Origin of the sequence: Nodosilinea nodulosa PCC 7104, from assembly GCF_000309385.1 — a bacterium.
GTDB lineage: Bacteria > Cyanobacteriota > Cyanobacteriia > Phormidesmidales > Phormidesmidaceae > Nodosilinea > Nodosilinea nodulosa.
Map to the genome: position 1 here is coordinate 1294107 of NZ_JH976537.1, position 26555 is coordinate 1320661.

Consider the following 26555-nt stretch of genomic DNA (forward strand, 5'->3'; position numbering starts at 1 on the left):
TCAGGATACAGTACCGTAGAAGGCAGGCCCCTAGGCCAGATTTTTCTGATCCGACTGTGTTCTATATCTTTTAGTGTTTAAGGAGGTATTTCCATGGCTGACGATGCAACCTACCTCACCCTTACCGCCGACAACTTTGAGGCTGAGGTGATGCAGAGTGATGTACCCGTTTTAATCGACTTTTGGGCCGCCTGGTGTGGTCCCTGTCGGATCATGAACCCAATTGTCGAAGAGCTGGCCGAAACCTTTGCCGGCCGGGCCAAGGTGGCCAAGCTCAATGTGGATGACGAGGATGCGCTGGCTCTCCAGTACCACGTCATGGCGATTCCCACCCTGATCTTTTTCCAGAACGGAGAGCGGGTCGATACCGTTGAAGGGGTGATCGCCAAGGAAGACCTGGTGGCTCGGCTAGAGGCGCTAGTGACCGCCAACTCGGCAGCGTAGCTGACCTGTGCAGGACTAGTCGGTGACCCCTCGCAGCACCGCCTCGCCGTTGACAAACTCCAGGCCATCGAGGGTTAGCCCGGCCTGGGGGAGGGCGAGGTTAATTTTTTCGGTGAGCTGGGCGGGGTCGAGGCCGGTAAGACGGGCCACATCGTCTATAGAGAGGTTGACCCGACCAATTTGAACGCGGGTGTCGTCGCCCAGCACCAGGCGGCCATGGTCAATGCGGGGGCTGCCTTCGATGCCGATGTAGATGGGGCGATCGCCCAGCATAGGCACGGTACTCAGGGCTGTCTCTAGAGCCTGTCGGGCCTGGGGCGGCAGCGCCTGGGTCGGTAGATCAGCCGGGTTGACGACCATGCCCCCCGAGATGCGATCGCCGCGAATCGTAGCATTTAGGCTCTCTGCTGCCGGTAAAAACTGTGCCACCTGGGGCGTCTGAGCAATACCCTCGGCCAGCAGCTGGGTCAGCTCGGTCTCATTGAGCGAAATTTCGACCTGGTTATGGTCGCCGTAGCGAACGCCCTGCCCGCTGGACAGCTTTGCCCTCAGCAGATTGCCGCTGCTGACGTCAGCTACGGCGGTGGCGGCCCCGCTGGGGCTGTACCCGATGGGCAGCGCCGTGGCCCGGTTCCAGTAGAAGGCGGTGGCAGCAGCGGCCCCCGCCGCAAGCCCTATCAGCAGCGATAGCGCCAGTACAACAGCCTGTTTGGCCCCCATGTCAGTCAACCCTCCTTTGGGCTCTGTCGAGCCAGTGTAGCTCAGCTCCTCTGCCTCGGCAAAAACCTGTGTGGCGATTGCTGTAAAGACCCTAAAGTGGCCTATGGTAATAGGTGCAACGACGTAGAGAACACCAGCATGGGCACGACACAAGGGTTCATCCGCGAGGTCATCGGACTGGGACGGCGGTTTGTGGCCCAGGTCGTGGTTTTTGGTGCGATCGCGCTGCTCACCCTCGGCATGGTTAGCTGCGCCAAGCCGGTGCAGCCCACCGAACTGATCTCAGAACCTACCCCCCAGCCCAACCGCCTCACCGGGCAAATCGCCGAGGTGTCTCCCCCCGAAACCCTGGAGTCGCTGAAGCAAATTATCGACGCCTATACGCCTCAGGTGCGCATTCTCAGCCCCCGCCCCGGTGAGGTTTTAGACGATACCGCCGTCACCGTCAGGTTCCAGGTTCGGGGGCTGCCGCTCTTTAAAGACGAGGCCTACCAGCTCGGTCCCCACCTGCACCTGTTCTTAGACAACGAGCCCTACAAAGCCGTCTACGACCTAGCCGAGCCGATCACCTTCGAGGGCCTGTCGCCCGGCACCCACACCCTGCGCGTCTTTGCGTCGCGACCCTGGCACGAAAGCTTCAAAAACCAGGGCGCTTTTGACCAGCGCACCTTTCATGTGGTGGCCCCCACGCCCCAAAACGAGCTGAATGCCAAGGCTCCGCTGCTGACCTACAGCCGCCCCCAGGGCACCTACGGGGCAGAGCCCATCATGCTCGACTTTTACCTCACCAACGCGCCCCTGCACATGAGCGCCCAGGCCGAAACCAACGACGAGCTGCACGACTGGCGGATTCGCTGCACCGTCAACGACCAGAGCTTTGTCTTCGACCAGTGGCAGTCGATCTGGCTAAAGGGTTTTAAGCCGGGGCGCAACTGGGTGCAGCTTGAGCTAATCGACGAAAGCGGCAACCCCATCGACAACCGCTTCAACAACACCGTACGCATCATCGACTACCAGCCCGGCGGCAGCGATACGCTCTCTCGCCTGGTGCGCGGCGAGCTAGGCCTGAAGGACGTGGCAGGCATTATTGACCCCACCTACGTTCCCCCCGCGCCGCCCGCCCCAGAACCAGAGCTAGAACCAGAACTTCCTGGCCAGACGGTAGAACCCGAAGCTCCCTCAGTTGATTCATCTGATTCATCAGCACCGGAGCCGCGCGCTGGGGAACCTGACGCTGCTCAACCAGAACCAGCGCCCCCTCAACCAAAGCCTGCCGAAGAAGCGCCCCAAGCAGAGTCCACCGAGCCACCTTCAGCTCCTTCGACTCCGGCGGAACCCGAGGCCGATCGCCCCAACCCGTTCCTGCTGCCTGAGAAATCTACGACACCTGAGGCCGTTGATGAGGGCGACGCAGCCACGGTTGAAGATGGCGATGGAGAGGAAGATGCGATCGAATCCGAGCGGCCCTCTACGGCGGAATCCGCAGAAGAGCCTGCCGCTCCAGAACCCACGGCCAAGGATGATGCCGAAGGCCTGGCGGTACCGGCAGAGCCAGTTGTACCGCCGGTGTTGCCCCAGCCTGACGCATGGCCAGAGCCAGTACCCGTGCGCCCCACCCCCAGCAAACCGCCCCAGGCCTCTGAGGGTAAGGGCTTGCTGAATCGCTTCAAGCAGTGGCGCAATCAGGCTGATCCGCCTGGGGAGGCACCCCCAGCCCCCGCGCCGGAGGTCTCGGGCGAAGAAGGAGCACTCCAGGCTACACCAACACCAAAGCAGCTCGATTCTGAGGGTTTGGCCCCTGAAACTCCAGCCAATCCTGAGACAGATGCTCCAGAGGACGCTCCCCCCGCTCTCCCCGAGCCGAAGGCACCAGAGACCGACCCTGGGGAGTCAATTGAAACAGCTCCCCCCCCAGGTTTAGAAGCAGAACCCGACGAACCCGCAGAGCAGCCCCGAGAGACGCCGCGATCGCCGCTGGTCCCAGAGCTGCGCCCCTTCATCTAGCCCGCTACTTCACCAGCCGCAGGGTGAGGGGATAGCGATAGGCGATTCCCTCGTTGGCCCTAATTGCGGCCAGAATAAGCAGCACCAGCCAGGCTAGGCCCAACACAATCATCAGCGGAATGCCGATCAGTACGAAAATCAGGACCCCAGCCACCACCATGTAGATGGTCATGGAAATGTTGAAATTGAGGGCCTCTTTGCCCTGATCTGCCACAAACGACATTTCGTCCCGCTTGACTAGCCAGATGATCAGGGGGCCAATAATATTGCCAAAGGGAATGACAAAACCGGATAGCGCGCTGAGGTGGGCAAGCATAGCCCACATGCGAGATTCTGGGTTGGAGTCGAGCTGGTTCATGGCGGTGGCCGAATGGAGTAATCTGCCGCCAAGCTAGCTCAAAAAGCGGGATAGAGGCTCTATCCCGCTTACAAAATGTAGTATTTCACCCAGACGCACCCCATCTCAGGGGCAATGACAAAAATCGGTACGAGCAAATTCTTCCCTGGCTCTGCTCAAGGAGTGAATAAAAACGACCGAGGGCCGAAGCCACCGCCTAGGGTAAGAGCGCCGTGGGCACCGACCTACTCGTCGTCGTCCTCGTCATCGGTGGGATAGACAAAGCTGGTGGAGCGTCCGGTGAGCACAGACTTGCCCAGGGACATGGCTTTTTGGGCCTGGAGCGCTGCGGTGCGCTTCCAGGTGGCACGACGCTGGTCGCGCTTTTGTTTGGAGGTTTTCTTCTTGGGAACCGCCATGACAGCAATATTTAAGACTTCACAACCTTTCAACTATAGGTCAAGATGGCAAGTCTGCGCAATCTGGCTTTGTTATAGCTGTGGCCAGTGTTAAGACATGTCTCCTATGAACGTTTGAACGTTCATAGGGTTTCTGGATGTCCTAACCAACGTGATTGTGGCCATACCTTTCCTCAGAGGCTAATCGCTCACCAGGCTTCTGGCGGCTTCAAAGTAGTTGGCCCACTGGGTCACATCGGGCCTGAGCTGCCAGTCGCTGCGGCTGACTGGCACCGTCAGAATGGGCACGGCAACGCCCTGGTTATCGCCAATCACGGTAACGATGACGTCGGTCATCAGCACATCGGCATCGAAACTGCGCTGGATGGCGGCGCGGGCGATAATCTCAGAGCGCTGCACCAGGGTGTCGAAGCTTTCGCCCTGCTCGCGGACTACAAACAGGTTGACCCGCGAGGTGTAGGCCTGGGCTACGGGCGGCGCGACCAGCATGGGCACCGTGGCGCCGCCGAGGCCCAGGAGGGCGGCTAGGGCCAGGGCCGCTACTGAGGGCTGGCGATCGCGCCCGGCATTCAAACGCAAAGAGAAGTTCATGGCCTGCTGCTCCACACATCCCGCAGGATGCCCAAAAATTGCCTTAACTGTAGCGACAGAGCCGCCAATCGTCAATTAAGAATTGTCGCTATGCTGGATTGCCTGCCGAGGCTTCCGTTTAGCCGCCCAGGCGCTACTATGGCAGGTGAATTTTCATCCCTCAACTACGCCCTCCCGGAGGCATCTAAAAGGCATGGCAAGCCACTGGCCCGTAATCGTCGGCATCAATCAATATCAATCGCTTCAGCCCCTGATGTACGCTCAGTTCGACGCCCTCGAGCTGCGGGATTTTTTGATCAATGAGGTGGGGTTGCCCGTCGAGTATTGCTCGCTGCTGACGGATGTTTCGCCAATGGTGTACCAGGGGGCCGCAGCGCCCACCCGCGAGGTGCTGATGCAGCGGCTGGCCCAGAGCTGCGATCGCGCTGGCCCAGAGGATACCGTGTGGTTTTTCTTTAGCGGCTACGGGGTGCAGTGGCAGGGGCAAGACTACCTGCTGCCCATTGATGCCGACCCCAACCGCATTGAGCAAACCGGCATTTTGGTGGAAACGCTGCTCCAGCGCATTGTCCAGGGCGGGCAGCGCCAGTCCATTGTCATGCTCGACATGAATCGGCCCCAGAGCGCCCTGGCCGTGGCCCCCGGCAGCCAGGGGTTGGGTGCCCAGTCCCTGGCTCTGGCCCAGGATCTCGCGATCGCCCTGGTGCTCTCCTGCCAGCCCGATCAGTTCTCCCAGGAAACCCTGGCGGTGCGCCACGGGCTGTTTACCGAAGCGCTGATCGAAGGCATGCGGTTCCACGGCTGCCTGACCCTGACGCAGCTGGTCGACTACCTGCGCGATCGCGTCCCCGAGCTGTGCCAGCACCACTGGCGGCCCGCCCAAAACCCCGTGGCGGTGCTGCCCCCAGGCCAGCAGTACGCCATGCTCGTACCGCCTAGCCTGGTGGGGCAAATGCCCGTTGGTGTGCCGCCGGAGATGGAGGTCTTCCCCCCCGACCAACCCGCTCCGGAACTCATTCTCCCTCAGCCCACCAATCCAGAGCCAGAACGGCCTATTTACCCCGGCCCATTGCCGTCAGGCCCCACCCCTGGAGACCCCTTAAACGGCTCATCAGGTCAATGGCCTGCGGTTGAGCCGACGGCGGAGCCGCCGCCGTCAGTTCGCCCCCCATCTGGAGATATACCCCCAGTCCGCCCCGCCCCCGATGCGAGCCAGATTCCCTGGCAGCGGTGGGGGCTTTTGGTGGCAGGACTGCTGCTGCTAGGGGTGCTGTGGCGAAACCAGAATAGCTTCCTCGGCCAGCGGTCTGAGGCACCTGGGGCCTCTGTACCGGCGGCCTCTACACCTGAGACGGCGGCGTCCGAGGCCGCTGCACCTGAACCCCCTGCCCCGCTGCCGTCGGACGCTGCTGCCAACGGCAATGGCGGGGAGCCGCTGTTTCCAGGCACGGCGGTGAGTGGAGCCGAGGCCCTACAGCGAGCCAGAACCGCCCTAGACCAGCGCCAGTTTGGCGAGGCGCTAGTCTGGTTTAATCAAATCCCCGAGAATGAGCGCCCTGTGGACTACGAGGCCCTGGTGATTCAGGCTGAAACCGGCTACGCCAACGCCAGCCTGTCGGGGGAAGCCACCCTCAACCAGGCCCGCCGGATGATTGAGCCCCTGTCGGCCTCACTGTTTAGCGATGCGATTGAACAGGCGCGTCAGGTGCCGGAGGGCGACCCCGCCTACAACCAGGCCCAGGCCGACATTAAGCGCTGGAGCCAGGTGATTGTCGACTTAGCCGAGGGGCGAGCCGCCTCCGGCGATTTAGACGGGGCCATTAGCGCCGCCCGCCTGGTGCCCGGCGACCAGGGCGAAATCTGGGGCCAGGCCCAGGCGCGCATTCAGCAGTGGGAGCAGAGTAAGGTTAACCGGCAGCTGTTGCAGAAGGCCCAGGGCGTATTGCAGCCCGATCAGGCCGTCTCGTTCCAGTCGGCGATCGAGATCGCCCGGCAGATTCCCCCCGACTACCCCGAGTCACCCATTGCCCAAAGCCGCATAGACCAGTGGAGCCGAGACATTCTGGCGATCGCCCGCGCCCGCGCCGCCGATGGCCAGATTCCCGGCGCTATCTCCGCTGCCGGTCTCGTTCCCCCCGGCACCAGCGCCTACGACCAGGCCCAGGAGGAGATTCGGCAGTGGCAGGGGCAGTGAGTGAGGGATGAGGGAGATGGGGAAGGTGGGGGAGGTGAGGAAGCGAGTGGCAGATCTGAGGCTATTGCGATCGCCTTCCACTGCGGATGGTGCGGTGCCCCATACTGTAGACAGAACTATGCCTACTTTTGGATTGCTTGGCTCCCCCGCTCCCTCGCTCCCCCGCTCTCCTGCCCAAAGAACCTCTGTCGCCGAGTACTGCCCCCATCATCCTGGCCTCCTCAAATCCAAAATCGCTAATCTAAAATCCCAAATCTGAATTACATTGTTAGGCTTTCCAGGCGGCTGACGGCTCTGTCCACAATATCCAGGCTGGCCTGCCAGAATGCGGGTTGGCGAATGTCCTGGCGCAGGTGGCGCTGCACCACGTCCTCTGCGGTCATGCTGCCCGTGTCCCGCAGCAGGCTGGTGTAGAGGTCATTGAACTCATCGCCGTAGCGGTCTTTTTGGGCGTAGATGCCCAGGCTGAACAGGTAGCCAAACAGGTACGGGTAGTTGTAGAAGCCCAGTTCTGCGATCGAGAAGTGCAGCTTGCTGGCCCAAAACATCTCGTCGTAGCTGGCCAGGCTGTCTTCGTACCAGTGCTGCCAGCTGTCGCCCATCATGGTTTTGAGGGTGTCGGCAATTACAAAACCCTGCTTGCGGGCCTCGACCAGTTTTTGCTCAAAGGTAAACCGAGCAGGAATATTGAGCAAAAACGTGATGGCGGCAGCCCCTTCTTCCCAGGCAATGGATAGCTTTTGCGCTGGGGTGCTGGCCTGCTCGAACAGGGCATCGCGCACCAGGGTTTCACCAAAAATGCTGGCGGTTTCGGCCAGGGTCATGGGGTAAAAGGTTTTGTAGCGGGGCATGTCTCTCATCACCCAGTTGTGCCAGGCGTGGCCCAGCTCGTGGGCCAGGGTCAGCACGTTGTTCATGCTGCCCTCAAAGGTCGTAAAAATGCGCGGTTGCTTCGGCTCGGCAAAGCTGGTGCAGTAGGCTCCGGTGGCCCGATTGGGCGTGGGCTTGGCGTCAATCCAGCCTTTTTCGGCCATCATTATTGCAAAGTCTCCCATGGCTGGGGTGAACTGCCGGAAGGCGTTGGCGACTAATTCAATGGCTTCTTCAAAGGTAAATCCCTCGCTCTGGTCCGTGGCCGGGGGCGGCGCAAACAGATCCCAGGGGGCAGGCTGGATGTCGAGCACTCTACCCATGGCATTTAGGGCGCGCTGGCCGATCGCCCGCCCTTGGTAAGTAGCCTCCATCATGGCGTCGAGGGTGGCGCGATCGATGCGGCTCTGGTGGCAGCTTTTGTCGAGGTAGTGCAGGGTGCGGTGGTGCGATCGCCGCTTGGTTTCCGCCAGCCGCCAGCCGTTGATGGCGTTGAGAATGGCGGCCACCGTCTCGGCCCGGCTCTCCCAGGCGGCATTGACCCCATGCCAGGCTTCGGAGCGGACGGCGCGATCGCCGGAGCTAAGCAGGTTAAACGCCTTGGCCAGCCCCACAGTCTCGCCCTTGACGGTGCAATGCAGCGTGCCCGCTAGCTCGGTGTAGAGGTTGCCCCAGCCCTGGAGCCCATTCACCGCCAGGCCCGTGATCAGCGTCTCTTCCGCCAGGCTGAGCAGCTGGTCGTTGAGTTTACGCTGGTGCAGGAGCGAGAAACTCAGCTCTTCGAGCACCGGATCGGCCACTAGAGCCTGGATGAAATCGTCGTCTGCGCGGAGAAGAAAAATATCCAGCGCTTTAGTCGCCTGGCTGATTTCGGCGCTGAGCTGTTGCAGGGTGGGTTTCCACTCGCTGGCGCGGGCATCGCGGCAGTCGACGCTGAGGATGGAGGTGATAAAAGTGCGCAAGTTACCCAGGCGTTTGGACGTTTCGGTGCGCTGCTGATGGGCGACTCTGACCTGGGCCAGCAGGTCCTCAAACTGGTCTTTAGGGAGGGGCAGCGCAGACTCAAGGTACTCATTGAAGGGGGTACAGCGATCGGCCAGGTAGGCTATGTCGGCCTTGAGGCGATCGACGGTGGCAGCAATTTTGGGGTCGTCGCTGCCAGTGTAGAAATAGCTGTTATCCCAAGTTTGTTGCAGGTTAGGCATGGGCGGTATGGGGGCGAAGGGAAATGACTTTAGCTTAGCCAATGTCTGGACGCCGCTGGATTTGAGCAAGAGTCGACCTGGGCTGAGCTGCCCTTTTGCCATGCCCACGCAACTATAGCTGTGGCCAGTCTGGTTAAGACAGGTCTTCTATGAACGTTCAAACGTTTGAATGTTCATAGGATTTCTGGATACCCTAACTAACGTGACTATGGCTATACCCTGATTGACTGACAAAAGTTTTGATGTGGGTTGGTGTTGAGCGAAGCGTTCGCGTAGCGTCTCGAGGGGAGAAAACCCAACGCCAGCAGCGGTTTTTTGGGGTTTCGCTATCGCGCCACCCAACCTACGCGAACCCTAACTTTTAGGTTTGACGCTGCACTAGCCGAGTAGTTTCCGAGCCTAGCTGAGTAGTCTTTGAGGGAACTTGTGGTCTACTAGGCATGGTCAATTCTACAAAGTTCAGTCAGCGTTGATATTGAGGATGGTCGCAGATGATTGAGGGGGTTATGCTGGTGCTTCGGCAGGTGCAGCGCGTGGGCATTGTCTTGGGCTTTGGTGTATTGAGGGGGTTATGCTGGTGCTTCGGCAGGTGCAGCGCGTGGGCATTGTCTTGGGCTTTGGTGTATTGGGCTCAATTTTGCCCAGCTCTCTGGCCCTTTCTGCCCTGTGCCCAGCCCAGTTAGCAACCCAGCTCGATACCGCCCTCGATCAGCCGCCTCTAGATACCGCCTACACGGGCATGGTGCTGCAAACCCAGGGGCCAAACCCGCGCACAATCTATAACCGCAACGGCGATCGCCTCTTCACCCCGGCCTCTAATATGAAGCTGCTGACCACGGCGGCGGCGGCCCATCGGCTGGGGGGCTACTACCGCCTGCGCACCTCGGTATACGGCACTGTGGCGGCGGGGGGCAGCGCCGCGCTGCGGGTGGTGGGGCGGGGCGATCCGAGCTTTACCACCGCGCAGATCGACGACCTCGTGCAGCAGTTGACCCAGGCGGGGGTGAGGCAGGTCAGCCGCCTGGTAATTGACGACTCGTATTTTCCGGGCTTTGCCACCAACCCCACCTGGGAGTGGGACGATGCCCAGCTGGACTACGGCGCCCCGGTCAACAGCCTGATTTTGAACCGCAATGCGATCGCCGTTCAGCTAGCTCCAACCCAGGTGGGTAGCCCGCTGAGCCTGACCTGGCTTCAGATGTTGCCCGCTGGGCCGCTACCCGTGGCGAACGATTCCACCACCGCTGCGGCTGGGGTTTCCACGGCTGGGGTGGCTCTTTGGCGCACCGGAGACACGCCGACGGTGCGGGTCACCGGGCAGATGGCCCAGGGAGAGAGTCCCCAAACCTTTGACTTGGCGGTGCTGAATCCGGCCCAGCAGTTTGCGGCAGCAATGGAGCAGGGGCTGCGGCGGCGATCGCTGCCGGTGGGGCAAACGGTGATCAGCCAAAATTCGCTGCCCATTACCGGCCAGGAGCTGGCGGCGGTGGAGTCGCCAGAGGTGAGAGACCTGATGCTGGTGGCGAACCGGGATAGCGACAACCTCTATGCCGAGGCGCTGTTTAAAACCCTGGGGGTGACGGCGGCGGGCAGCATTGCCGAGGGCGATGACGTGGCCGATGCCAGCCAGGCCGGAGGGGAGGCGGTAAAGGCAGCCCTGGCGGAACTGGGGGTAAAGAGTGAGCCGCTGCGGGTGGTGGATGGCTCGGGGCTGTCGCGCCACGATCTGGTCTCGCCGATCGCCTTCGTAGACACCCTACAGGCGATGGCAGTGCATCCCCAGGGGCGGTTTTTCCGCGAGTCGCTGGCGATCGCGGGCCAGAGCGGCACGCTCAGCAATCGGCTGCGGGGCACGGTGCTGGAGGGGCATCTGCAGGGCAAGTCGGGGGCGCTGACGGGGGATGTGGCGCTGTCGGGCTATGTGCAGCCGCCCAACTATGAGCCGCTGGTGTTTAGCATTCTGATCAACCATTCAAACCAGCATGCCAGCGTGCTGCGAGACAAAATCGATCGGCTATTGCTGCTGGTTGCGCAGCTTCAGGCAGGGTGCTGACCCAAATTCAGGTTAAAAACTTTGGGCCTATTTCTGCGTGGGGATAGCAAGGTTAAAATTCAGTGTGAAAATAGTCTTTTGAGACTAGCGATCGTCGCTGCCCTACGCCAAGGCCAGGCGGGAGCTTTCGTCTATACTCGTTTCATTCCAGCACCGATTTGGGCGATCGCGGGAGACAGCCAGTATGGTGACGACGAAGGAGGTGGCTACGGGGACAGAACCGGCGATTTCGCCGGCTGACGATGCTGCACGGTTTCAGCAGCTTCAGCGCGCGCTGCGCGATCGCTGGCGCTCCACCGACGAGTTTGACACCCAGGAGCGCCACATTGTGGTGGTGCCCTCCCTCAGCCTCGACCAGGAAGAGCTACAAAAAATCGAGGGGGTCAACCACTACGAAGAGCGGCTGCTGTTTTCGCTGATTCGGCTGCGCAACCCCAATACGCACCTGGTCTATGTCACCTCGCAGCCACTGCACCCCAGCATTGTCGACTACTACCTGGAGCTACTGCCCGGCATTCCCAGCTCCCACGCCCGCGATCGCCTCACTCTGCTGGCTGCCTACGACAGCTCGCGCAAGCCGCTCAGCCAAAAGCTGCTGGAGCGACCCCGACTGCTAGAGCGCATCCGCAGGGCGGTCAATCCTGCCCAGGCCTACATGACTTGCTACAACTCCACCCCCTGGGAGCGCGACCTGTCTCTGGCCCTGGATCTGCCCCTGCTGGCCCTCGACCCAGACCTGCTGGCCTGGGGCACCAAGAGCGGCAGCCGCGAAATCTTCAAGCGCTGCGGCATTCCCCACCCGATCGGCAGCGAGCTGGTGTTTTCTAAGGCGGAGTTGGCTACCGTCACCGCCGAGGTGTGGGAGCAGGACCCCAGCCTTCAGCGCATGGTGATCAAGCTCAACGAAGGCTTTTCGGGGGAGGGCAACGCCCTGCTGGATCTGCGGCAGCTGAAGGCTGTTGCCCCGGGGAACGCTGCACATAGCGATCGCGCCGATGCGATCGCCGCCGCCTTCTCCGACCTCAGCTTTCAGTGCGATACCGAGACCTGGGAGCACTTTTCGGCCAAAATTCCGGTGCTGGGGGCGATCGCCGAAGCCTTTGTCGAAGGCGACCACAAAGAATCCCCCAGCGTCCAGGGCCGCATTACCCCCCTGGGCGAGGTCGAAATTCTCTCCACCCACGATCAGGAGCTGGGCGGCCCCGATGGCCAAATCTTCCTGGGCTGCTCGTTCCCGGCCCGGCCCGACTACCGGCTCAAAATTCAGGAAATGGGCCATCGCGTTGGCGCAGAACTGGCCCGCCAGGGCGCCCTAGAGCGCTACGGCGTCGACTTTATTGCTGTGGCCAAGGGCGACCCCGCAGCCCCCGAGTGGGACTTGCAGGCGATCGAAATCAACCTGCGCAAGGGCGGCACCACCCACCCGCTGATGGCGATGAAAATGCTCACCGAGGGGCACTTTCACCAGGCCGACGGTTTGTTCTACACCAAGCAGGAGCAGGTGCGCTACTACCGCGCCTCCGACAACCTGCAAAAGCCCCACTACCAGGGCCTGCTGCCCAGCGATCTGATGGATATCATCGTCACCAAGCAGCTTCATTTCAACTCCATTAGCGGGGTGGGGGCGGCCTTTCACCTGATGGGCTGCCTGTCGGAGTACGGCAAAGTCGGCCTCACCTGCATCGGCACTAGCCCTGACCACGCCCGCGAGATCTACGACCAGGTGGTTGCCGCCCTCGATGAGTCAACCCTACCCTGACTCGCCAGCGTTAAAAAGATTGCTCGCGTGCTCAGCATACTTGTCCTCTTTACGGGCAAAGGTAGCGATGGCGATTGTAGAGATCAGCACTCGGCAGCCTGAGAACTTAGATCTAACAATCTGACAGATTCTTGTAGGCTTTGTTCGTACTCAATGGCGTCAACCCCTGGCAAAATCGCTAATCCACCCATAGACCGATGTACTTTTGAGGGATTGATGTTTAGCTACTTTCAGTGTTCGTGCAAAACTGTGTTCGTGCAAAACTGTGCCGAATATTCACATTTTACACGGGTGAAAACTGTTTAGCTCTGAGCGAGAGAGCCAAGTTTTGAGAGGGTGACATGTTAAATTCATGCCGAACAGTGCGGCAATTGCATCCGGGGTCAAAAGAGTGACCGATGCGATTAGCAGACTTTATCCTTGAGAACATTGAATCCATCCTTATGGAGTGGGAAGCGTTTGCCCGCAGCCTTACTCCTGGGGCGGAGATGACCAAACTGGCCCTACGCAATGCCGCTGGGTTAATCCTAAACGCCACTGCACAGGACATGCAGATGGAGCAGAGCCTCGCCCAGCAGGTGAGCAAATCTAAAGGCCACGGCGGTGCTGGCGGTGAAAAGAGCGATCGCCTCGACCAGGCGTCGCAGATTCATGGTGTGGAGCGGGTGGGCTCGGGCTTTGACATCATGGAAGTTGTCGCCGAGTACCGCGCCCTGCGGGCCAGCGTGCTCCGCCTGTGGCGCGCGAGCTGCCCCGAGCCTGACCTCAACGACCTCAATGACATCATTCGCTTCAACGAGTCAATTGATCAATCCCTGGCCGAGGCCATCGGCAGCTACAACCACCGCGTCGAGCAGTCGCGCCGCATGTTCCTGGCAATTCTCAGTCACGATCTGCGCAACCCGCTGAACAGTATTCGTATGGCCGCCCAGCTGGCCTCGCGCTCCCCCAACGACGCCTTGGGCTCTGCCAAAGCGCTGTCAATGATTGAAAGAAATGTAGACACAATTACGCGGTTAACCAATGACCTGATCGATTTCGCCTCGACGGGCCTGGGCAGCGGTATGCCCCTGACGCGCAGTCCGTTAAATTTGGAGAAATTGGCTCGTAACGTCTTTGAGGAGTTCTGCTTTGCCCATCCGCAGCGCACGCTTCGCTTTCACTCCAGCGGCGACCTCACGGGCGACTGGGATGCGGCTCGCCTGCGACAGGTCATCTCCAATTTAGTGGGCAATGCGCTTCAGCACGGAGCAAACGAGGGGGCAGTCGAACTCGCGATCGCCTCAGAAGCGTCAACCGTGGCCGTAAGCGTGCACAATGAAGGGCCACCCATCCCTCCAGAAATGTTAACGGCGATCTTCAACCCGCTGGTGCGCTACACCAAGGCCGAATCAGAGGCGCACCAGGTTTCGAGCAGCATCGGCCTGGGTCTGTACATTGTGCGGGAAGTTGTCGTCGCCCACGGAGGGACGATAGCGGTCGCCTCCACAGCGCAAGAAGGCACAACATTCACTGCTCGCCTGCCGCGCACTGTGTCCCGTTAAAAAGAGCCTGACCCTAACTGGGGCCAGGCTCTTTTTGGGTTGAACTACAGTTTACCTACGGCTGTCCCTCGCCTACGATCGCCCGCATGCCCTCCAGCGTGGCTGGAATGCTGCGCGGGTCCATGAACATCACCTTGCTGCTGTCGCTGCTGCCAATTTTTAGCCCCATCTCCATATAGTGCTGGGCAATCAGAAATTGCAGCGCCTCGCGGGTGCCGGGGTCGGCGGCGAGGGTTTTGGCAATCACCTGCATGGCCTCGGCGGTGCCCTGGGCCTGGAGCAGCTGCTCCTGACGCAGCGCCTGGGCTTTTAGGACGATGGTTTTTTGCTGGGCTTCGGCATCTAAAATGGCTGCTTTTTGCCGGGCTTCAGCATCGAGTACCGCCGACTCGGCCCGGCCCTTAGCCGAGTTGACCGCCGCCTCGCGCTCCCCTTCGGAGGTCAGCACGGCGGCCCGCTTTTTGCGCTCGGCGGCCATTTGCAGCTCCATGGAATCCTGCACGGCCTTGGAGGGCACGATGTCGCGCAGCTCAACCCGAGTCACTTTGACGCCCCAGGGGTCGGTGGAGATATCCAGCTCGCGCAGCAGCAGTTCGTTGATTTCAGAGCGGGCGGTAAAGGTTTGATCCAGCTCCAGCTGGCCCATCTCGGAGCGAATTTGGGTCAGCACCAGGTTGACCATGGCCGACTGTAGGTTTTCCACCTTGTAGTAGGCCTTTTCCATATCCACAATCCGCCAGTACACCACCGCATCCACCGTGATCGATACGTTGTCGCGAGTAATGCACTGCTGGGGGGGAATGTCCAGCACCCGCTCCCGAATGGTTTGCTTGAACACCACCCGATCGAGAAAGGGCACCAAAAAGTTGAGGCCGGGGGTGAGTTTTTTGCCGTTGTACTTGCCCAGGGTTTCTACAAGGGCCTCATCGCTCTGGTTGATGATTTTGACCGAGCCAGCGGCGATCGAGCCGCCGAAGATCAGCACAACTAGAAAACTAAAAAAGCCGCCCATAGCTGTAATTCCTTCACTGTTTTGCGATAAAAAGCGTTTGCGGTATGAAAGCGTTTGTGGTGGTGGATGTGCGGTGCTGGCCTAGGCCCTCAGCGCACTTTCAGGGATCACATACAGGGTGTTGCCCTTGCGGCTGACCACCACCACCGGCTGATCGGCACCGATGGTAATGGTTTCGTCGTCGCAGCGGGCCTGCCAGGAGTTGCCTTCGTAGATTACCCGCCCCACCTTTCCGGGGGGAATAGCGGTTAGGGTGCGGGCTTCGGTCGAGTCTTGCAGGATATACGGGGTGCGCTTGGGCAAAAACCACCGCAGCGAGAAAGTAAACACCAGCGATAGCGCTACCCAGACCACCATCTGGAACGTAAAGGACGGCACTCCCAGGGCGATGACAGCCACAATAAAGGCGCTGATGCCCAGGGTAGATTCCACAAACCCGGTGGGCAAAAACAGCTCCATGAGGCAGAAGATGACCCCCAGAATGGCCCAAAACAAGGGATAGTTCATGGCAACCCGGTAGAGAAACAGAGGCGCTGGAGACGGACTGATTCTAACCGGGTGACACCGATACTAGATTGCCCGCCAGAAAGTTTCGCTATCCTCATAGGATTAATCTATCTTTAGGGTCAAGCCTAATGGGGGCTTGATTACGTTGTTTTAAGAGATTCCTGGCGTTGAACTGTGCCGATCGCCCTATGAACCGTGTAGAACGCCGACCCTCTCGCTACAAACCCTACCTGTGGGTCGTAGGGACAGATCTGGAAACCCTGCCGATAGATGAGCTGGTGGGGCAGCGTTACCAGGTGGTGGCCCCGTATATCTGGCTCGATACCCAGCCCGATCAGCGGCCTAGCGTTCCCAATGCGTTTCCTCCGGAGGCGATGCCCTACCTGAAAGCCCACCCCCATCGGCTGCATGTGCCAGGGCTCTACGGGGTGCTAGAGCGCACCGGAGCACCCCCAATTTTGCTGCTGGAGAACGCCCCGATTCATCCCCAGGCCGGGGCGCTGCTGCCGGAACTGGAGGCGGGGTTGTTTAGCGCGCCGCCGCTGCGGCAGGCCAACTGGCTGTGGCAGCTCTGGGAGCTATGGGGAACGCTGGGCGACCTGGGTTTGGCCAGGAGCCTGCTGATGCCCAGCAATCTGCGGGTGGATGGCTGGCGACTGCGGCTGCTAGAGCTGCTGCCCGCCGGAGAGGACGACGCGGAACCGCCCACCCTGGCGGATTTGGCGGAGCTGTGGCGATCGCTGCTCTCCCCGCTGCACCTGTCGGTCTCTGAACCACTGCGCCTGCTGGTCAACCGCATTGATGCAGGGGATATGGATGCGGCCACCCTGGCCCTCGAGCTCAACCAGATTTTGCTGGGCCAGGCGGCTATGGTATCAACCCGCATTGCCCTGGCCGGAGCCACCGCCCAGGGGCCGACCCAGCCCCGCAATGAAGATGCCTGCTGGCCCCAGGGCACCCAGAGCGAAACTGCTGGGCTACAGGTTGCGATGGTGTGCGACGGGGTCGGGGGCCACGACGATGGCGAAATCGCCAGCCAGCTGGCCGTGCAGTCGCTGCAAATTCAGCTCCAGGCGCTGCTGGCCGAGGCCCAAAACGAGCTGCGGATACTGCCTCCCCAGGTGATTGTGCAGCAGCTTGAGGCCGTGATTCGCATCGTCAACGAGCTGATTAGCTTTCAAAACGACAACCGGGGCCGGGTGGGCCGTCAGCGCATGGGCACGACCCTGGTGATGGCGGTGGTAATTCCTCAGCGGGTGCAGACCGAGCAGGGCTGGGAGCGAGTCAGCGAGGTGTATCTGGCTCAGGTGGGCGACAGCCGCGCCTACTGGATTACCCCGGACTACTGCCACCCGCTGACGGTGGATGACGACATTGCCGGACGCGAGGTGATTGCCTGCCGCCAGACCTGGCCCCAGGCCCAGGAGCGCAGCGATGCCGGAGCCCTCACCCAGGCCCTGGGCACCCGCAGCGGCGATCACCTGCGGCCCCACCTGCGGCGCTTTATTTTTGATGAAACCGGCATTTTGCTGCTGTGCTCCGATGGCCTCAGCGACAACTACCGCATTGAAGACGCCTGGGCCAACTACATCGGCCTGATTATTAAAGACATTGTGACCCTCGACTCGGCGGTGGCCTCGTGGATTGAGCTGGCCAACCAGAAAAACGGCCACGACAACACCGCCGTCGTGCTGATGCAGTACAAGCTCTTTACCCAGACCTCGGCCCAGACCGAGCCAGATGCTGCCGCTGGCTCTCGGCAAGAAACCGTCCCTCCGCCAGGGGCCACGCTCTACGGCGAGAGCCTGCCGGAGGAGGTTGCCTCCGCCCCGGCAGAGTCTAAGCCGCCCCAGGGCATCCCCCGCTGGATCTTGGCGGTGTCTGGGTCTGCCCTGCTGGTGGGGCTACTGGGCTGGTGGTGGTTGTCTAGCCGCTCGCCGGAGCCGCCGTCACCGCTGCCGCCGCCGCCGACGGCTCCGGCTCCCTAAGGGGATGAGGAGATGAGGGGATGGGGGGATGAGGGGATGGGGGGAGTGAGGGGGTGGGGGGATGAGGGGATGAGGGGATGAGGGGATGAGGGGATGAGGGGATGAGGGGATGAGGGGATGAGGGGATGAGGGGATGAGTGAGAAGAGTGGGGTTCACCGGAACTGGGTGGGTGAGCGGCCAGATAGGTAAACCATGGGGATTTTGACCGATACCTTTACTAACCCCTGGGAGTCGCTGCTGCTGAGGCCGATGCAGGGCTGGCTGGCGGAGCATCCGCTGGTGGGCTGGCTGGTGGGGCACCCGCTGTGGGCGCTGGCTTTGGCAATAGTAGGCCTGCTGCTGTTTGCCGGGCTGTGGAGCGCGATCGCCCGCCTCACCGAAGGCTTCTGGCTGGCCCTGGTGCGGCTGCCCTTTCGCCTCAGCAGCTGGATGTTTGCAGCCCTGTCGGCGGTGCTGGTGCGGCGGTGGGTCAAGCCTTCCAGGACAGCGGGTGGCAGCGATCGCCTGAGCGAAATCATGGGCCGTTTGGAGACGCTGCAAACGGAGCAGGAGACGCTGCTGGGCGAGATGCGGGATCTGTTAGGGAAGCAGGCCGATGGGCGAGAGTAGGTGGGTCGGTGAGGCGGTGAGGTGGAATGTTTTTGTTTTTGTCTAAACTGCTGCCGCAGCTGCTCTACCCGCTGGGGCTGGTCTGCGTGCTGCTGATAGCCGCCCTGGTCCTGCTAAAGCGGCGGCCTCGGTGGGCGGCAAGGGCGATCGCGCTGGCCCTGGCGCTATTGCTGGTGAGCAGCAATAACTGGGTGGCGGCGAGGGTGATTCGGTCCCTGGAGTGGCGCTACCAGGACACGACAAATTTGCCCAAGGCCGAGGCGATCGTGGTGCTGGGCGGGGCAATTCGGCCCCAGCTGCCGCCGCGCCCCTGGATAGAGGTGGCAGAAGAGGGCGATCGCGTGATTCACGGCGCCCGCCTGTACCTGGCTGGAAAGGCACCGCTGCTAGTGCTGAGCGGCGGGCGAATTACCTGGGGCCAGGGCAAAAGCCGCTCTGAGGCCGAGGATATGGCGGAACTAGCCAGGGCTCTGGGAGTGCCCGCTAGCGCTATTCTGCTTGAGCCCGACGCGCTCAACACCATTGAAAACGCGACTAAAACGAAGGCCCTGCTCGCCGATCGCGGTATTGAGCGCATTTTGCTGGTCACGTCTGCTATGCACATGCCCCGCGCCCTGGCCATCTTCAAAAAGCAGGGCTTTGCGGCAATCCCGGCCTCCACCGACTTTCACGTGGTTAGAAACCCCGTTGACCCCAGCACCACCACCTGGCAGGGCCGCGCCCTGGGCCTGGCTCCCCAGACCGAAAGCCTGCACTACCTCACCCGCGCCCTGAAGGAATATTTCGGCATGGTCGTTTACTGGCTCAAGGGCTGGCTTTAGGCGTCGCGTTTTGCCTCAGGTGGGAGACATCGGGGAGGCAGGCTGGTAAGGTGAAGGCGTTTGCCCGTTGTCTGGCTGCACCTTTGGTTTTCCCATGGCCTCTATCATGTCTTCTTTGCTTCACCAGCAGCAGTTTTCCCTCGACCACGGCGCCTGGATTGACTGCCTCGCCACCACCGACAACCTGCTGATTATTCAAGACCTGGATGGGGTCTGCATGGAGCTGGTCAAAGATCCCCTCGATCGCGTGATCGACCTGGATTATGTCAGGGCGACCGAGGCGTTTGACGGCCACTTTTACGTGCTCACCAACGGCGAACATACCGGGCCGCGAGGCATTAACGGTATTGTTGAGCGGGCGTTTGGGGAGGGGGGCGAACCTCGCTACCTGCCGGGGCTGGCGGCGGGGGGGGTGCAGTGGCAGACCCGCGCCGGAGAGGTCAGCCATCCGGGGGTGAGTGAGGCGGAGCTGCGTTTTTTGGCGGCGGTGCCCGATCGCATGCGATCGCGCCTGCACCAGTTTTTTGACCAGTATCCTGAGGCGATCGCCGCCGCCGACCTCCAGTCCGGCATCAATGCCTCAGCCCTCGACAACATGGCTTCCCCGACCGCCAACCTCAACACGCTGTACGGCCTGCTCGGCGATCGGCGAGCCCTCTATACCGATCTCCAGTACGCCATGCAGACGCTAATGGAAGAGCTGCTGCGCGACGCGGCTCGCCAGGGCCTGGCCGACTCGTTCTTTGTCCACTATGCCCCTAACCACGGGCGCGGCCCCGACGGCAAAGAAATTCTCTGGTTTGGCGAGGGAGACGAGTCGGGCACCACCGACTTTCAGTTCATGCTGCGGGGGGCGATCAAAGAGGCCGGGGTGCTGGCCCTGCTGAACCGCTACTACGCCGCCAAAACGGGGGAATTTCCCCTCGGCCAAGACTTTAGCGTGCGCCAGGCCCCCCACAGCCACGCCGACCTGCTGGATTTAGTCATTCAAAATTTTGACCCGGCGCTGATGCCTACCCTGATCGGCGTGGGGGACACGGTGACGAGTGTGGTGGTGATGGAGAAGGGCGAGCCGGTGGCGAAGCGCGGGGGGAGCGATCGCAACTTTCTGCACCTGATTCAAGCCCTGGGCCAGCAGTTTGGTACGGGCAATCTCGTCACCTACGTTGACAGCAGCGGCGGCGAACTCAAGAACCGCAGAGCCCTCAAGCTGGAGGATCGCGGCGGCAAAACCATCGTCACCGCAGGCCCCGGCGACCCCCGCGACGGCGACGATCCCCTCGTTCTCAATGTGGTTTTTCCCGGTGGCTACCGGCAGTACTGCCAGGCGTTTCAAACCGCAGCGGCAAGACGGCCCTAAACCTGGGTCAATCTGAGACAATGACCTTTGCGGAATTGATGCACGTAGAGGTCAGCGATGGGGACAGGGCAGCAACAGGTCATCGGCGTAGATTTGGGCGGTTCGGCGATTAAGCTGGGGCGCTTTGCCCAGACGGGGCAATGCCTGAAGGATCTGTCGGTGTCCACCCCCCAGCCCTCAACTCCAGACGCTGTAATTGCGGCTATGGCCGAGGCGATCGCCGCCCTCGACCCCAACCACGACGCCGTTGCCATCGGTGTCGGCACCCCCGGCCCCGCCGATGCCGCTGGCCGCATTGCCCGCGTGGCCATCAATCTAGCTGGGTGGAAAGATGTGCCCATTGCCGACCAGCTCGAAGCTCAGACGGGTCGCCCGGTTGTGGTTGCCAACGACGCCAACTGCGCCGGACTGGGCGAAGCCTGGCTCGGTGCCGGGCGGGCGTTTAAAGATGTGCTGACGCTCACCCTGGGCACCGGAGTGGGCGGCGCAATTATTCTCGATGGCAGGCTGTTTGTGGGTCGCCAGGGCACCGCCGGAGAGCTGGGGCTGATCACCCTCAACCCCGACGGGCCGCCCTGCAACAGCGGCAACCGAGGCTCGCTAGAGCAGTACTGCTCGGTGCAGGCGATTCAGCGCGAGACGGGGCTAACCCCAGCGGCGCTGTTCGAGCAGGCCAGGGCGGGGGATGCGGGGGCGATCGCCTTCTGGCAGACCTACGGTCGCTGGCTGGGGGCGGGCATCGCCAGCCTGGTTTACGTGCTCACCCCCGAAGCCGTGATTGTCGGCGGCGGCATTTGTGCCGCCGCAGAGCTGTTTTTGCCGACCACTCTGGCGGAGTTAAAAACCCGCGTGCTGCCCAGTTCCCGCGAGGGTATGCAGGTGCTGGTGGCCGAGCTAGGCAACCGGGCGGGCATCGCCGGGGCCGCCCGTCTGGCGCTTCAGCAGTACGTCTAGATATAGCCATAGTCACGTTGGTTAGAACATCCAGAAACCCTACGGACGTTCAAACGTTTGAACGTTCATAGGAGACCTGTCTTAACCAGGCTGTCCCCAGCTATATCAAGCGAACGGCGGCGCTGTGTGACCTCAGCCATCAGCACCCATCAAACTGGCGATACCGTCCCTTGAATGGTTCTGTCGGCGACCGCCTGGGCTAACTATAAACGGTGGCCTTCTCGGTGGCCCCAATGCTAAAGAGTGACCGGGTTGATCTAAGCGCTTTATCGCTAGAGCTGAATGTCGTCTGTGCGAACACTGCTAGTTATGGCCCTGCCGCTGGCCATCTTAATCCTAGGAATGGCGGGCTGGGGCTGGTGGCTAGCCGCTCTATCGGTTCCCCCCGCCGGGATTGTGATAGCTGGATTGCTGGTCGTCTATGGCCTCGGGGTAGGCTGGGGCAGCGTGGTGCCCGCTAGCGCCGTGATCTCCGTAGCGATCGCCCTGCTCGTCGCCTTCGATATTTTTCCGGCCTTTTGGCCCGCCAACATCCACTACAAATACTGGGCCTACACTGTGCTGGTGCTGTGGGGGGGAAGCGTTGCCGCAGTTTGTTTGCTGGCCAAAATCGGGCAAACGCTGCGGCAGCGCCCAGGGGTCTATCGCTGGGGCGTTCAGCTGGTGCTGGCGACGGGCTTGCTGCTAGCGCTGCAAACAGGGGCCAGCCTTTATCAAAACCACTGGCCGGGTTGGGTACCCTGGGAGCATCTCTAGCGCTGGTGACGTAGACCAATGGCAAAACAGTATCGGCAGAGTTTAAGCGCTCGATGAAAACCTATTGGTACAAAATCCGCCAGGTGGTTAGAACTGGGGGGCCGCCCTCAGAGACGCCCCGACTGCCGCCCGCCCCAGCCACCTACCTGGCTCAAATTCATCCTGAGGTGCAGGCCAGCCTTAGCCTCCGGCAGCGGGCAGAGGTCGAGCGAGTCATAGCCCTGGCCATGCCCAAGCCCGCTCCTAAACTGGTCGATCTCCGGTTCACCATCGACCTGTTGGTCAGCCGCTATTTCATTGTGCTAATGGTGGGTAAAGATCGCCGCCGCACTCGGCGCGATGTCCCGGTCTCGCGGCTGACGAAGTTTGGCAATTGGGTGATGGCCGTCGCGCTGCTGCTGGGGTTTAACCTGGCCCTGAGCACCAGTGTTGTGATGCTGGTCTACCTGATAAAATCGGCCCTCGGTATCAATCTTCTGCCCGGCCACTTTCGGGGCTTTGGCAACTAGCGGTTTGATCGAATGGGCGATCGCGCCGCTGAAGCTCGATTTACGCAACCTAAAATTGCCCCGCTGCGGCTCAAAGCTGCTTCAGTACGTGGTCGAGAAATAAGACTGCCCCGGGCGATAGGTACTTACCTTTGAGGTAGGCTACATGCCACTGTTTCCGCAGTGAAAATTCCGCTACGGGTAAGATCGCCAGGTCGGTGGCCAGGTCTGCCTGAGACAGGCTGGAGGCGGGCAGCACCGCAATGCCCAATCCCGCTCGAATACTGGCTTTAATTGCTTCAATACTGCTTAATTCCAGGCGTCTACCCACGGTTATGGCCTGCGCCGCCAAAAATTCCTCTAGCAGCTGGCGGTTGGCGGATCCTGGCTCGCTCAAAATCCATGACTCCTGGGCTAGCTGCTGGGGAGTCACTATCGCCTGTTCGGTTAGTGGATGCTGCCGATGGCTCACAATGTGCAGCGGTACATCCATACAGGACAATACCTCAACCCCATTCAGGGCCGGAGGTAGATTAAACAGGTAGATATCGTCCTCATTTTGCTGCAGCCGGTCTAGCAGCTCTCGATGATTACCGATCCGGATCGAGATGTCTAGGCCGGGGTAGCGATCCATAAACGGCTTCAGCTGCTGAACCAGGGCTGTTTTGCCGCTTTCAACGGTGGCTACTTTGATCCTCCCTTGCTTTAGCTCTTGAAACGCCGCCAGCGTATTGTCTAAGCTTGAAAGCTGAGCCAAGACCTGGCGGCAGGTGGTCAATAGCGCGTCCCCCGCCTTAGTCAAATAAAGCTTTTTGCCAACCATCTCAAACAGCGGTAGGCCAATGGTCTTAGACAATTGCTTCACCTGAATCGAGACCGTTGGCTGGGTCAAGTACAACTCTTCGGCAGCCTTTGTGTAGCTGCCATGGCGAGCAACCGCTTCAAAAACCTCCATTTGGTGAAGGGTTATTCCCTTTGTACTGGGTATTGGCTGAACCATATAAGCAGCACATGGTATAAATACTCATTGAGCTTAGCAACACAAAAGTTGCTAAAGCAAGCAAACGCCTGGTTTGATGGCTCCCTCAACGTAGTGGTGCACGACAATCGACCTGGTAATTTGGGAAGTTTAGAGACTATTCCTGCAAGCCAGGAAGCAGAGACGCTAGGGAGCCAAGTGCGCCAAAACGGTGGAGATATAGCTGTAGCCACTCTGGTTAAGACATGGCTCCTATGAACGCTCAAACGTTTAGAACGTTCATAGGGTTTCTGGATATCCTAACCAACGTGACTATTACTATATTTCAGCCGTCGAGTCCTAGCTGTACGCCAGCGTGGGTGCGCAAGGGCTGTCGCATCAGCAGTGCCAAAGCCTCTAGGGGTAAGAATCAAACCGCGAGTGGCATCCTTTTGAGGGCCTCAGTGCGGACGAATGTATTGCCCGATATAGGCCGCTATGGTCGAAGTTCGATACATTGGCATTCTCAGTTGTATCGCTTTGACCATGGGCCGGTCGCCAGACGTAGACTCCACAGCTGTGGAATTATCCCAAGCCAGCCTGCTGGCTCGGTTAAAAGAGCTGGCCCGACTCTTTCTAAGGCTGGGCCTGATCGGCTTTGGCGGCCCCCAGGCCCACATCGCCATGATCCACGACGAGGCGGTGGCCCGGCGCGGCTGGTTTACCGAAGAGCAATTTTTAGAAGGGGTGGCCGTTTGCGAAATGCTGCCTGGCCCCGCCTCGACCCAGATGGGCATCTATACCGGCTACCTGCGAGCTGGGCAACTGGGGGCCATGGTGGCAGGGCTGTGCTTTATTACCCCGGCTTTTTTGATTGTGCTGGCGCTGTCGTGGGCCTACTTTCGCTTTCAGGGGGTGCCCCAGATTGACAATTTGTTTCTGGGCATTTCCCCGGTGGTGATGGCCATCATTCTGGGCTTTTGCTGGAAGCTGAGCAAAAAGGCGATCAAAGACTGGCCGGGAGCTGCGATCGCACTTTCCGTCTTGCTGCTCTCCCTACTCTTTCGCGCCAACATCCTGCTGCTGTTTGTGCTGGCGGGTCTGGTTGGCTTAGTTGTGTACCGTCCCCGTGGCTCATCCCTCCGCACTGGCGTCTGGCTGGCCCCCCTGGTCCCCATCATTCAAGGACTGCCGACGGTTTTGGCCACGGTGCCGGGGGACCTCCTGTCCGTCTCTAGCTTTTGGGGCCTGGACCGGATTCAGGACTACTTCGTACCTCTATTTGCCTTTTTTCTTAAAACTGGAGCGTTTATCTTTGGCGGCGGCCTGGTGATCATTCCGCTGCTAGAGGCTGCCGTGGTCAATGACTTTGGATGGCTGACCCGCAGCGAGTTTCTCGACGGCGTGGCTCTTGGGTCGCTCACCCCCGGCCCGGTGGTGATTACCGCCGCCTTTGTGGGCTACAAGGTGGCCGGGGTGCTGGGGGCACTGGTGGCGACCGTGGCCATCTTCACACCGTCGTTTGGGTTTATTATGTTTGCCGCGCCCTTTTTGCTGCGGCTGCGGCAAAACCCCTGGGTCAAGAGCTTTCTAAAAGGGGTGATGCCTGCTGCGCTGGGGGCGATCGCCGCCGCCGCCATTCCCCTCGCCGCCACAGCGCTGATTCAACCCACCCTACCTCGCACGGTTGTTGCCGTCACCGTGGGAATCGCCGCGCTGATCGCTCTGGTGCGCTTTCGTCGCCCCACCTGGCAACTGGTGCCCGCTGGGGCGGTGGTGGGGCTGATTGCGGGAGCCATTGTTTGAATTTTGGATTTTGGCGGGTGGACTGATTTTTTGGCAAAGGATGGGGAAGCTGTGAGTCAGACCTAATCCAAAATCCCCAATCCAAAATCTAAAATCCCCTCCCCTGGGCCATACTAGGCTTGGGAACAGGGACGCCGCGCCGCAATGAGCCATATTTTCATCAGCTACAGCCGCCAAGACCAAGACTACGTTGCTTTATTGGCCCAGGCGCTAAAGTCTCACCACCTGCCCGTGTGGCTCGATGACCACATTGACTACGGCACTACCTGGCCTCGCGTGATTCGCGAACAACTGGAGCGCTGCCAACTGGTTTTGGTGGTGATGTCGCCCCGCTCTGAAGAGTCGCACTGGGTGCAGTGCGAACTCACCCACGCCCTGGAAATCCGCAAGCCTATCTTTCCGCTGCTGCTCGAAGGGCCGCGCTGGTTTTCGGTCGCCGCGCTGCAAACGGTCGATGTCATCGGCGGCAAACTCCCCCCGGCTCGCTTTTTCGATACCCTGCGACCCTATTTCCCAGCACCCACCCCCACCGCCGAATCCACGCTCATTCAAGACGTAGCTACAGACGCCATCCCTCCCGCCCCCGTAGGGTGGGCACCGCCCACCACTACCCTGGTACAAAAGCCCACACCCGCTCAACCCGCCGAGGACGACGACCTGAGTTCTGAAAAAGGTGTTGACTATCGCAAACTGCGCGATCTGCTAAAAGCTGGTCAATGGAGAGAATCCGACCGAGAAACCGCTCGCCGCATGTTAGAAGCTGTGGAGCGAAAAGAAAATGACTGGATTCGTGAGAAAGAACTGCTGAATTTTCCTTGTACCGACCTGAAAATGATTGATGCGCTATGGGTGAAATATAGCTATGGTAAATGGGGCTTTAGCGTGCAAAAGCGCATCTATGTCGAGTGCGGTGCTAAACTCGACAGCAACTATCCCGGCGACAAGATCTGGCATGAATTTTGCCATCGGGTCGGCTGGAGGAAAGGAAACGCTTACGTGAACTACTCTAGCCTAACCTTCGACCTTAAGAATTCTCCTGTAGGAGAATTTCCTGTTTGGGTGGGGTGGGGTGGGGGGGTTGGTTGGAGGAGGATCTTCTCTCGCATCGAGAATTGTAAATTGTAGTAAATAAGCGCTCCAGCCCGATCTAAAAAA

General features: G+C 60.4%; 23 protein-coding genes. 15 read left to right on the top strand and 8 right to left on the bottom strand.

Translation table 11 applies throughout. From position 1 onward, the window contains the following. The first annotated feature begins 93 nt into the window (after window positions 1-93). Window positions 94-444, top strand: a complete 351-nt coding sequence (trxA, locus tag LEPTO7104_RS0105695; RefSeq protein ID WP_017297591.1) for a thioredoxin — start codon at window positions 94-96, stop codon at window positions 442-444. A 15-nt stretch (window positions 445-459) separates the two neighbouring features. On the opposite strand, the gene LEPTO7104_RS0105700 is transcribed toward trxA, so the two are convergent. Further along, the gene (locus tag LEPTO7104_RS0105700; protein ID WP_017297592.1) at window positions 460-1164 is read right to left on the bottom strand and encodes a hypothetical protein; all 705 of its coding nucleotides are present in this window, start codon (window positions 1162-1164) and stop codon (window positions 460-462) included. 138 nt (window positions 1165-1302) lie between these two features. On the opposite strand from LEPTO7104_RS0105700, the gene LEPTO7104_RS32900 reads away from it, so the two are divergent. Continuing rightward, window positions 1303-3168, top strand: a complete 1866-nt coding sequence (locus LEPTO7104_RS32900) for a hypothetical protein (RefSeq protein ID WP_017297593.1) — start codon at window positions 1303-1305, stop codon at window positions 3166-3168. Window positions 3169-3172: 4 nt separating this feature from the next. On the opposite strand, the gene LEPTO7104_RS0105710 is transcribed toward LEPTO7104_RS32900, so the two are convergent. From LEPTO7104_RS0105710 to LEPTO7104_RS0105720, 3 genes are all read right to left on the bottom strand, one after another. Continuing rightward, entirely contained in the window at window positions 3173-3526 is a 354-nt protein-coding gene (locus tag LEPTO7104_RS0105710) for a DUF4870 domain-containing protein (RefSeq protein WP_017297594.1), read from the bottom strand. A 224-nt stretch (window positions 3527-3750) separates the two neighbouring features. Beyond that, window positions 3751-3924, bottom strand: coding sequence for a 50S ribosomal protein L32 (gene rpmF, locus LEPTO7104_RS0105715; protein ID WP_017297595.1), 174 nt, complete (start codon window positions 3922-3924; stop codon window positions 3751-3753). Window positions 3925-4104: 180 nt separating this feature from the next. Next, the gene (locus tag LEPTO7104_RS0105720) at window positions 4105-4515 is read right to left on the bottom strand and encodes a hypothetical protein (RefSeq protein WP_071527363.1); all 411 of its coding nucleotides are present in this window, start codon (window positions 4513-4515) and stop codon (window positions 4105-4107) included. 193 nt (window positions 4516-4708) lie between these two features. On the opposite strand from LEPTO7104_RS0105720, the gene LEPTO7104_RS0105725 reads away from it, so the two are divergent. Continuing rightward, the gene (locus LEPTO7104_RS0105725; RefSeq protein ID WP_017297597.1) at window positions 4709-6709 is read left to right on the top strand and encodes a caspase family protein; all 2001 of its coding nucleotides are present in this window, start codon (window positions 4709-4711) and stop codon (window positions 6707-6709) included. 260 nt (window positions 6710-6969) lie between these two features. On the opposite strand, the gene LEPTO7104_RS0105730 is transcribed toward LEPTO7104_RS0105725, so the two are convergent. Then, the gene (locus LEPTO7104_RS0105730) at window positions 6970-8784 is read right to left on the bottom strand and encodes a M3 family oligoendopeptidase (protein ID WP_017297598.1); all 1815 of its coding nucleotides are present in this window, start codon (window positions 8782-8784) and stop codon (window positions 6970-6972) included. Between the two features lie 571 nt (window positions 8785-9355). Between LEPTO7104_RS0105730 and dacB the strand changes: the two genes are divergently transcribed. The 3 genes from dacB to LEPTO7104_RS0105745 all read left to right on the top strand — a co-directional run bounded on the left by dacB (window position 9356) and on the right by LEPTO7104_RS0105745 (window position 14140). Next, window positions 9356-10837 carry a D-alanyl-D-alanine carboxypeptidase/D-alanyl-D-alanine endopeptidase gene (gene dacB, locus LEPTO7104_RS0105735; protein WP_017297599.1) on the top strand — a complete coding sequence of 494 codons (1482 nt, stop codon included), beginning with the start codon at window positions 9356-9358 and terminating at the stop codon, window positions 10835-10837. Window positions 10838-11021: 184 nt separating this feature from the next. Next, window positions 11022-12596: a peptide ligase PGM1-related protein gene (locus tag LEPTO7104_RS0105740; RefSeq protein WP_017297600.1), complete on the top strand. Its 1575-nt coding sequence runs from the start codon at window positions 11022-11024 to the stop codon at window positions 12594-12596. A 398-nt stretch (window positions 12597-12994) separates the two neighbouring features. Continuing rightward, window positions 12995-14140 carry a sensor histidine kinase gene (locus LEPTO7104_RS0105745; protein ID WP_026072405.1) on the top strand — a complete coding sequence of 382 codons (1146 nt, stop codon included), beginning with the start codon at window positions 12995-12997 and terminating at the stop codon, window positions 14138-14140. 55 nt (window positions 14141-14195) lie between these two features. Here the strand turns inward: LEPTO7104_RS0105745 and LEPTO7104_RS0105750 are convergent, their stop codons facing one another. Together LEPTO7104_RS0105750 and LEPTO7104_RS0105755 are read right to left on the bottom strand one after the other, a co-directional pair. Beyond that, on the bottom strand, window positions 14196-15152 hold the full coding sequence (locus tag LEPTO7104_RS0105750) for an SPFH domain-containing protein (protein WP_017297602.1): 957 nt from the start codon (window positions 15150-15152) through the stop codon (window positions 14196-14198). An 81-nt stretch (window positions 15153-15233) separates the two neighbouring features. Further along, window positions 15234-15659, bottom strand: coding sequence for an NfeD family protein (locus LEPTO7104_RS0105755; RefSeq protein ID WP_017297603.1), 426 nt, complete (start codon window positions 15657-15659; stop codon window positions 15234-15236). A 188-nt stretch (window positions 15660-15847) separates the two neighbouring features. Between LEPTO7104_RS0105755 and LEPTO7104_RS32905 the strand changes: the two genes are divergently transcribed. The 7 genes from LEPTO7104_RS32905 (at window position 15848) to LEPTO7104_RS0105790 (ending at window position 22657) form a co-directional block, all read left to right on the top strand. Continuing rightward, a complete protein-coding gene (locus LEPTO7104_RS32905; protein WP_017297604.1) occupies window positions 15848-17647 on the top strand; it encodes a protein phosphatase 2C domain-containing protein in 1800 nt (599 codons plus the stop codon). Window positions 17648-17840: 193 nt separating this feature from the next. Beyond that, window positions 17841-18257, top strand: a complete 417-nt coding sequence (locus tag LEPTO7104_RS0105765; RefSeq protein WP_017297605.1) for a hypothetical protein — start codon at window positions 17841-17843, stop codon at window positions 18255-18257. 26 nt (window positions 18258-18283) lie between these two features. Continuing rightward, window positions 18284-19078: a YdcF family protein gene (locus tag LEPTO7104_RS0105770; RefSeq protein ID WP_017297606.1), complete on the top strand. Its 795-nt coding sequence runs from the start codon at window positions 18284-18286 to the stop codon at window positions 19076-19078. Between the two features lie 106 nt (window positions 19079-19184). Beyond that, a complete protein-coding gene (gene stpA, locus LEPTO7104_RS0105775; protein WP_040696140.1) occupies window positions 19185-20438 on the top strand; it encodes a glucosylglycerol 3-phosphatase in 1254 nt (417 codons plus the stop codon). 57 nt (window positions 20439-20495) lie between these two features. Further along, window positions 20496-21392 (top strand): ROK family protein, encoded by an 897-nt coding sequence (locus LEPTO7104_RS0105780; RefSeq protein ID WP_017297608.1) that lies wholly within the window; start codon window positions 20496-20498, stop codon window positions 21390-21392. Between the two features lie 291 nt (window positions 21393-21683). Then, entirely contained in the window at window positions 21684-22148 is a 465-nt protein-coding gene (locus LEPTO7104_RS0105785; RefSeq protein ID WP_155523535.1) for a hypothetical protein, read from the top strand. A gap of 53 nt (window positions 22149-22201) precedes the next feature. Then, complete coding sequence (locus LEPTO7104_RS0105790) at window positions 22202-22657, top strand: hypothetical protein (RefSeq protein WP_017297610.1); 456 nt, start codon at window positions 22202-22204, stop codon at window positions 22655-22657. 70 nt (window positions 22658-22727) lie between these two features. Here LEPTO7104_RS0105790 and LEPTO7104_RS0105795 read toward each other — a convergent pair whose 3' ends face one another. After that, the gene (locus LEPTO7104_RS0105795) at window positions 22728-23636 is read right to left on the bottom strand and encodes a LysR substrate-binding domain-containing protein (RefSeq protein WP_026072408.1); all 909 of its coding nucleotides are present in this window, start codon (window positions 23634-23636) and stop codon (window positions 22728-22730) included. A 504-nt stretch (window positions 23637-24140) separates the two neighbouring features. Here LEPTO7104_RS0105795 and chrA point away from each other — a divergent pair. Both chrA and LEPTO7104_RS36760 read left to right on the top strand, forming a co-directional pair. Then, window positions 24141-25400 (top strand): chromate efflux transporter, encoded by a 1260-nt coding sequence (gene chrA, locus LEPTO7104_RS0105800; protein ID WP_083887009.1) that lies wholly within the window; start codon window positions 24141-24143, stop codon window positions 25398-25400. Between the two features lie 144 nt (window positions 25401-25544). Next, window positions 25545-26525, top strand: a complete 981-nt coding sequence (locus tag LEPTO7104_RS36760) for a GUN4 domain-containing protein (RefSeq protein ID WP_017297613.1) — start codon at window positions 25545-25547, stop codon at window positions 26523-26525. Window positions 26526-26555: the final 30 nt, after the last annotated feature.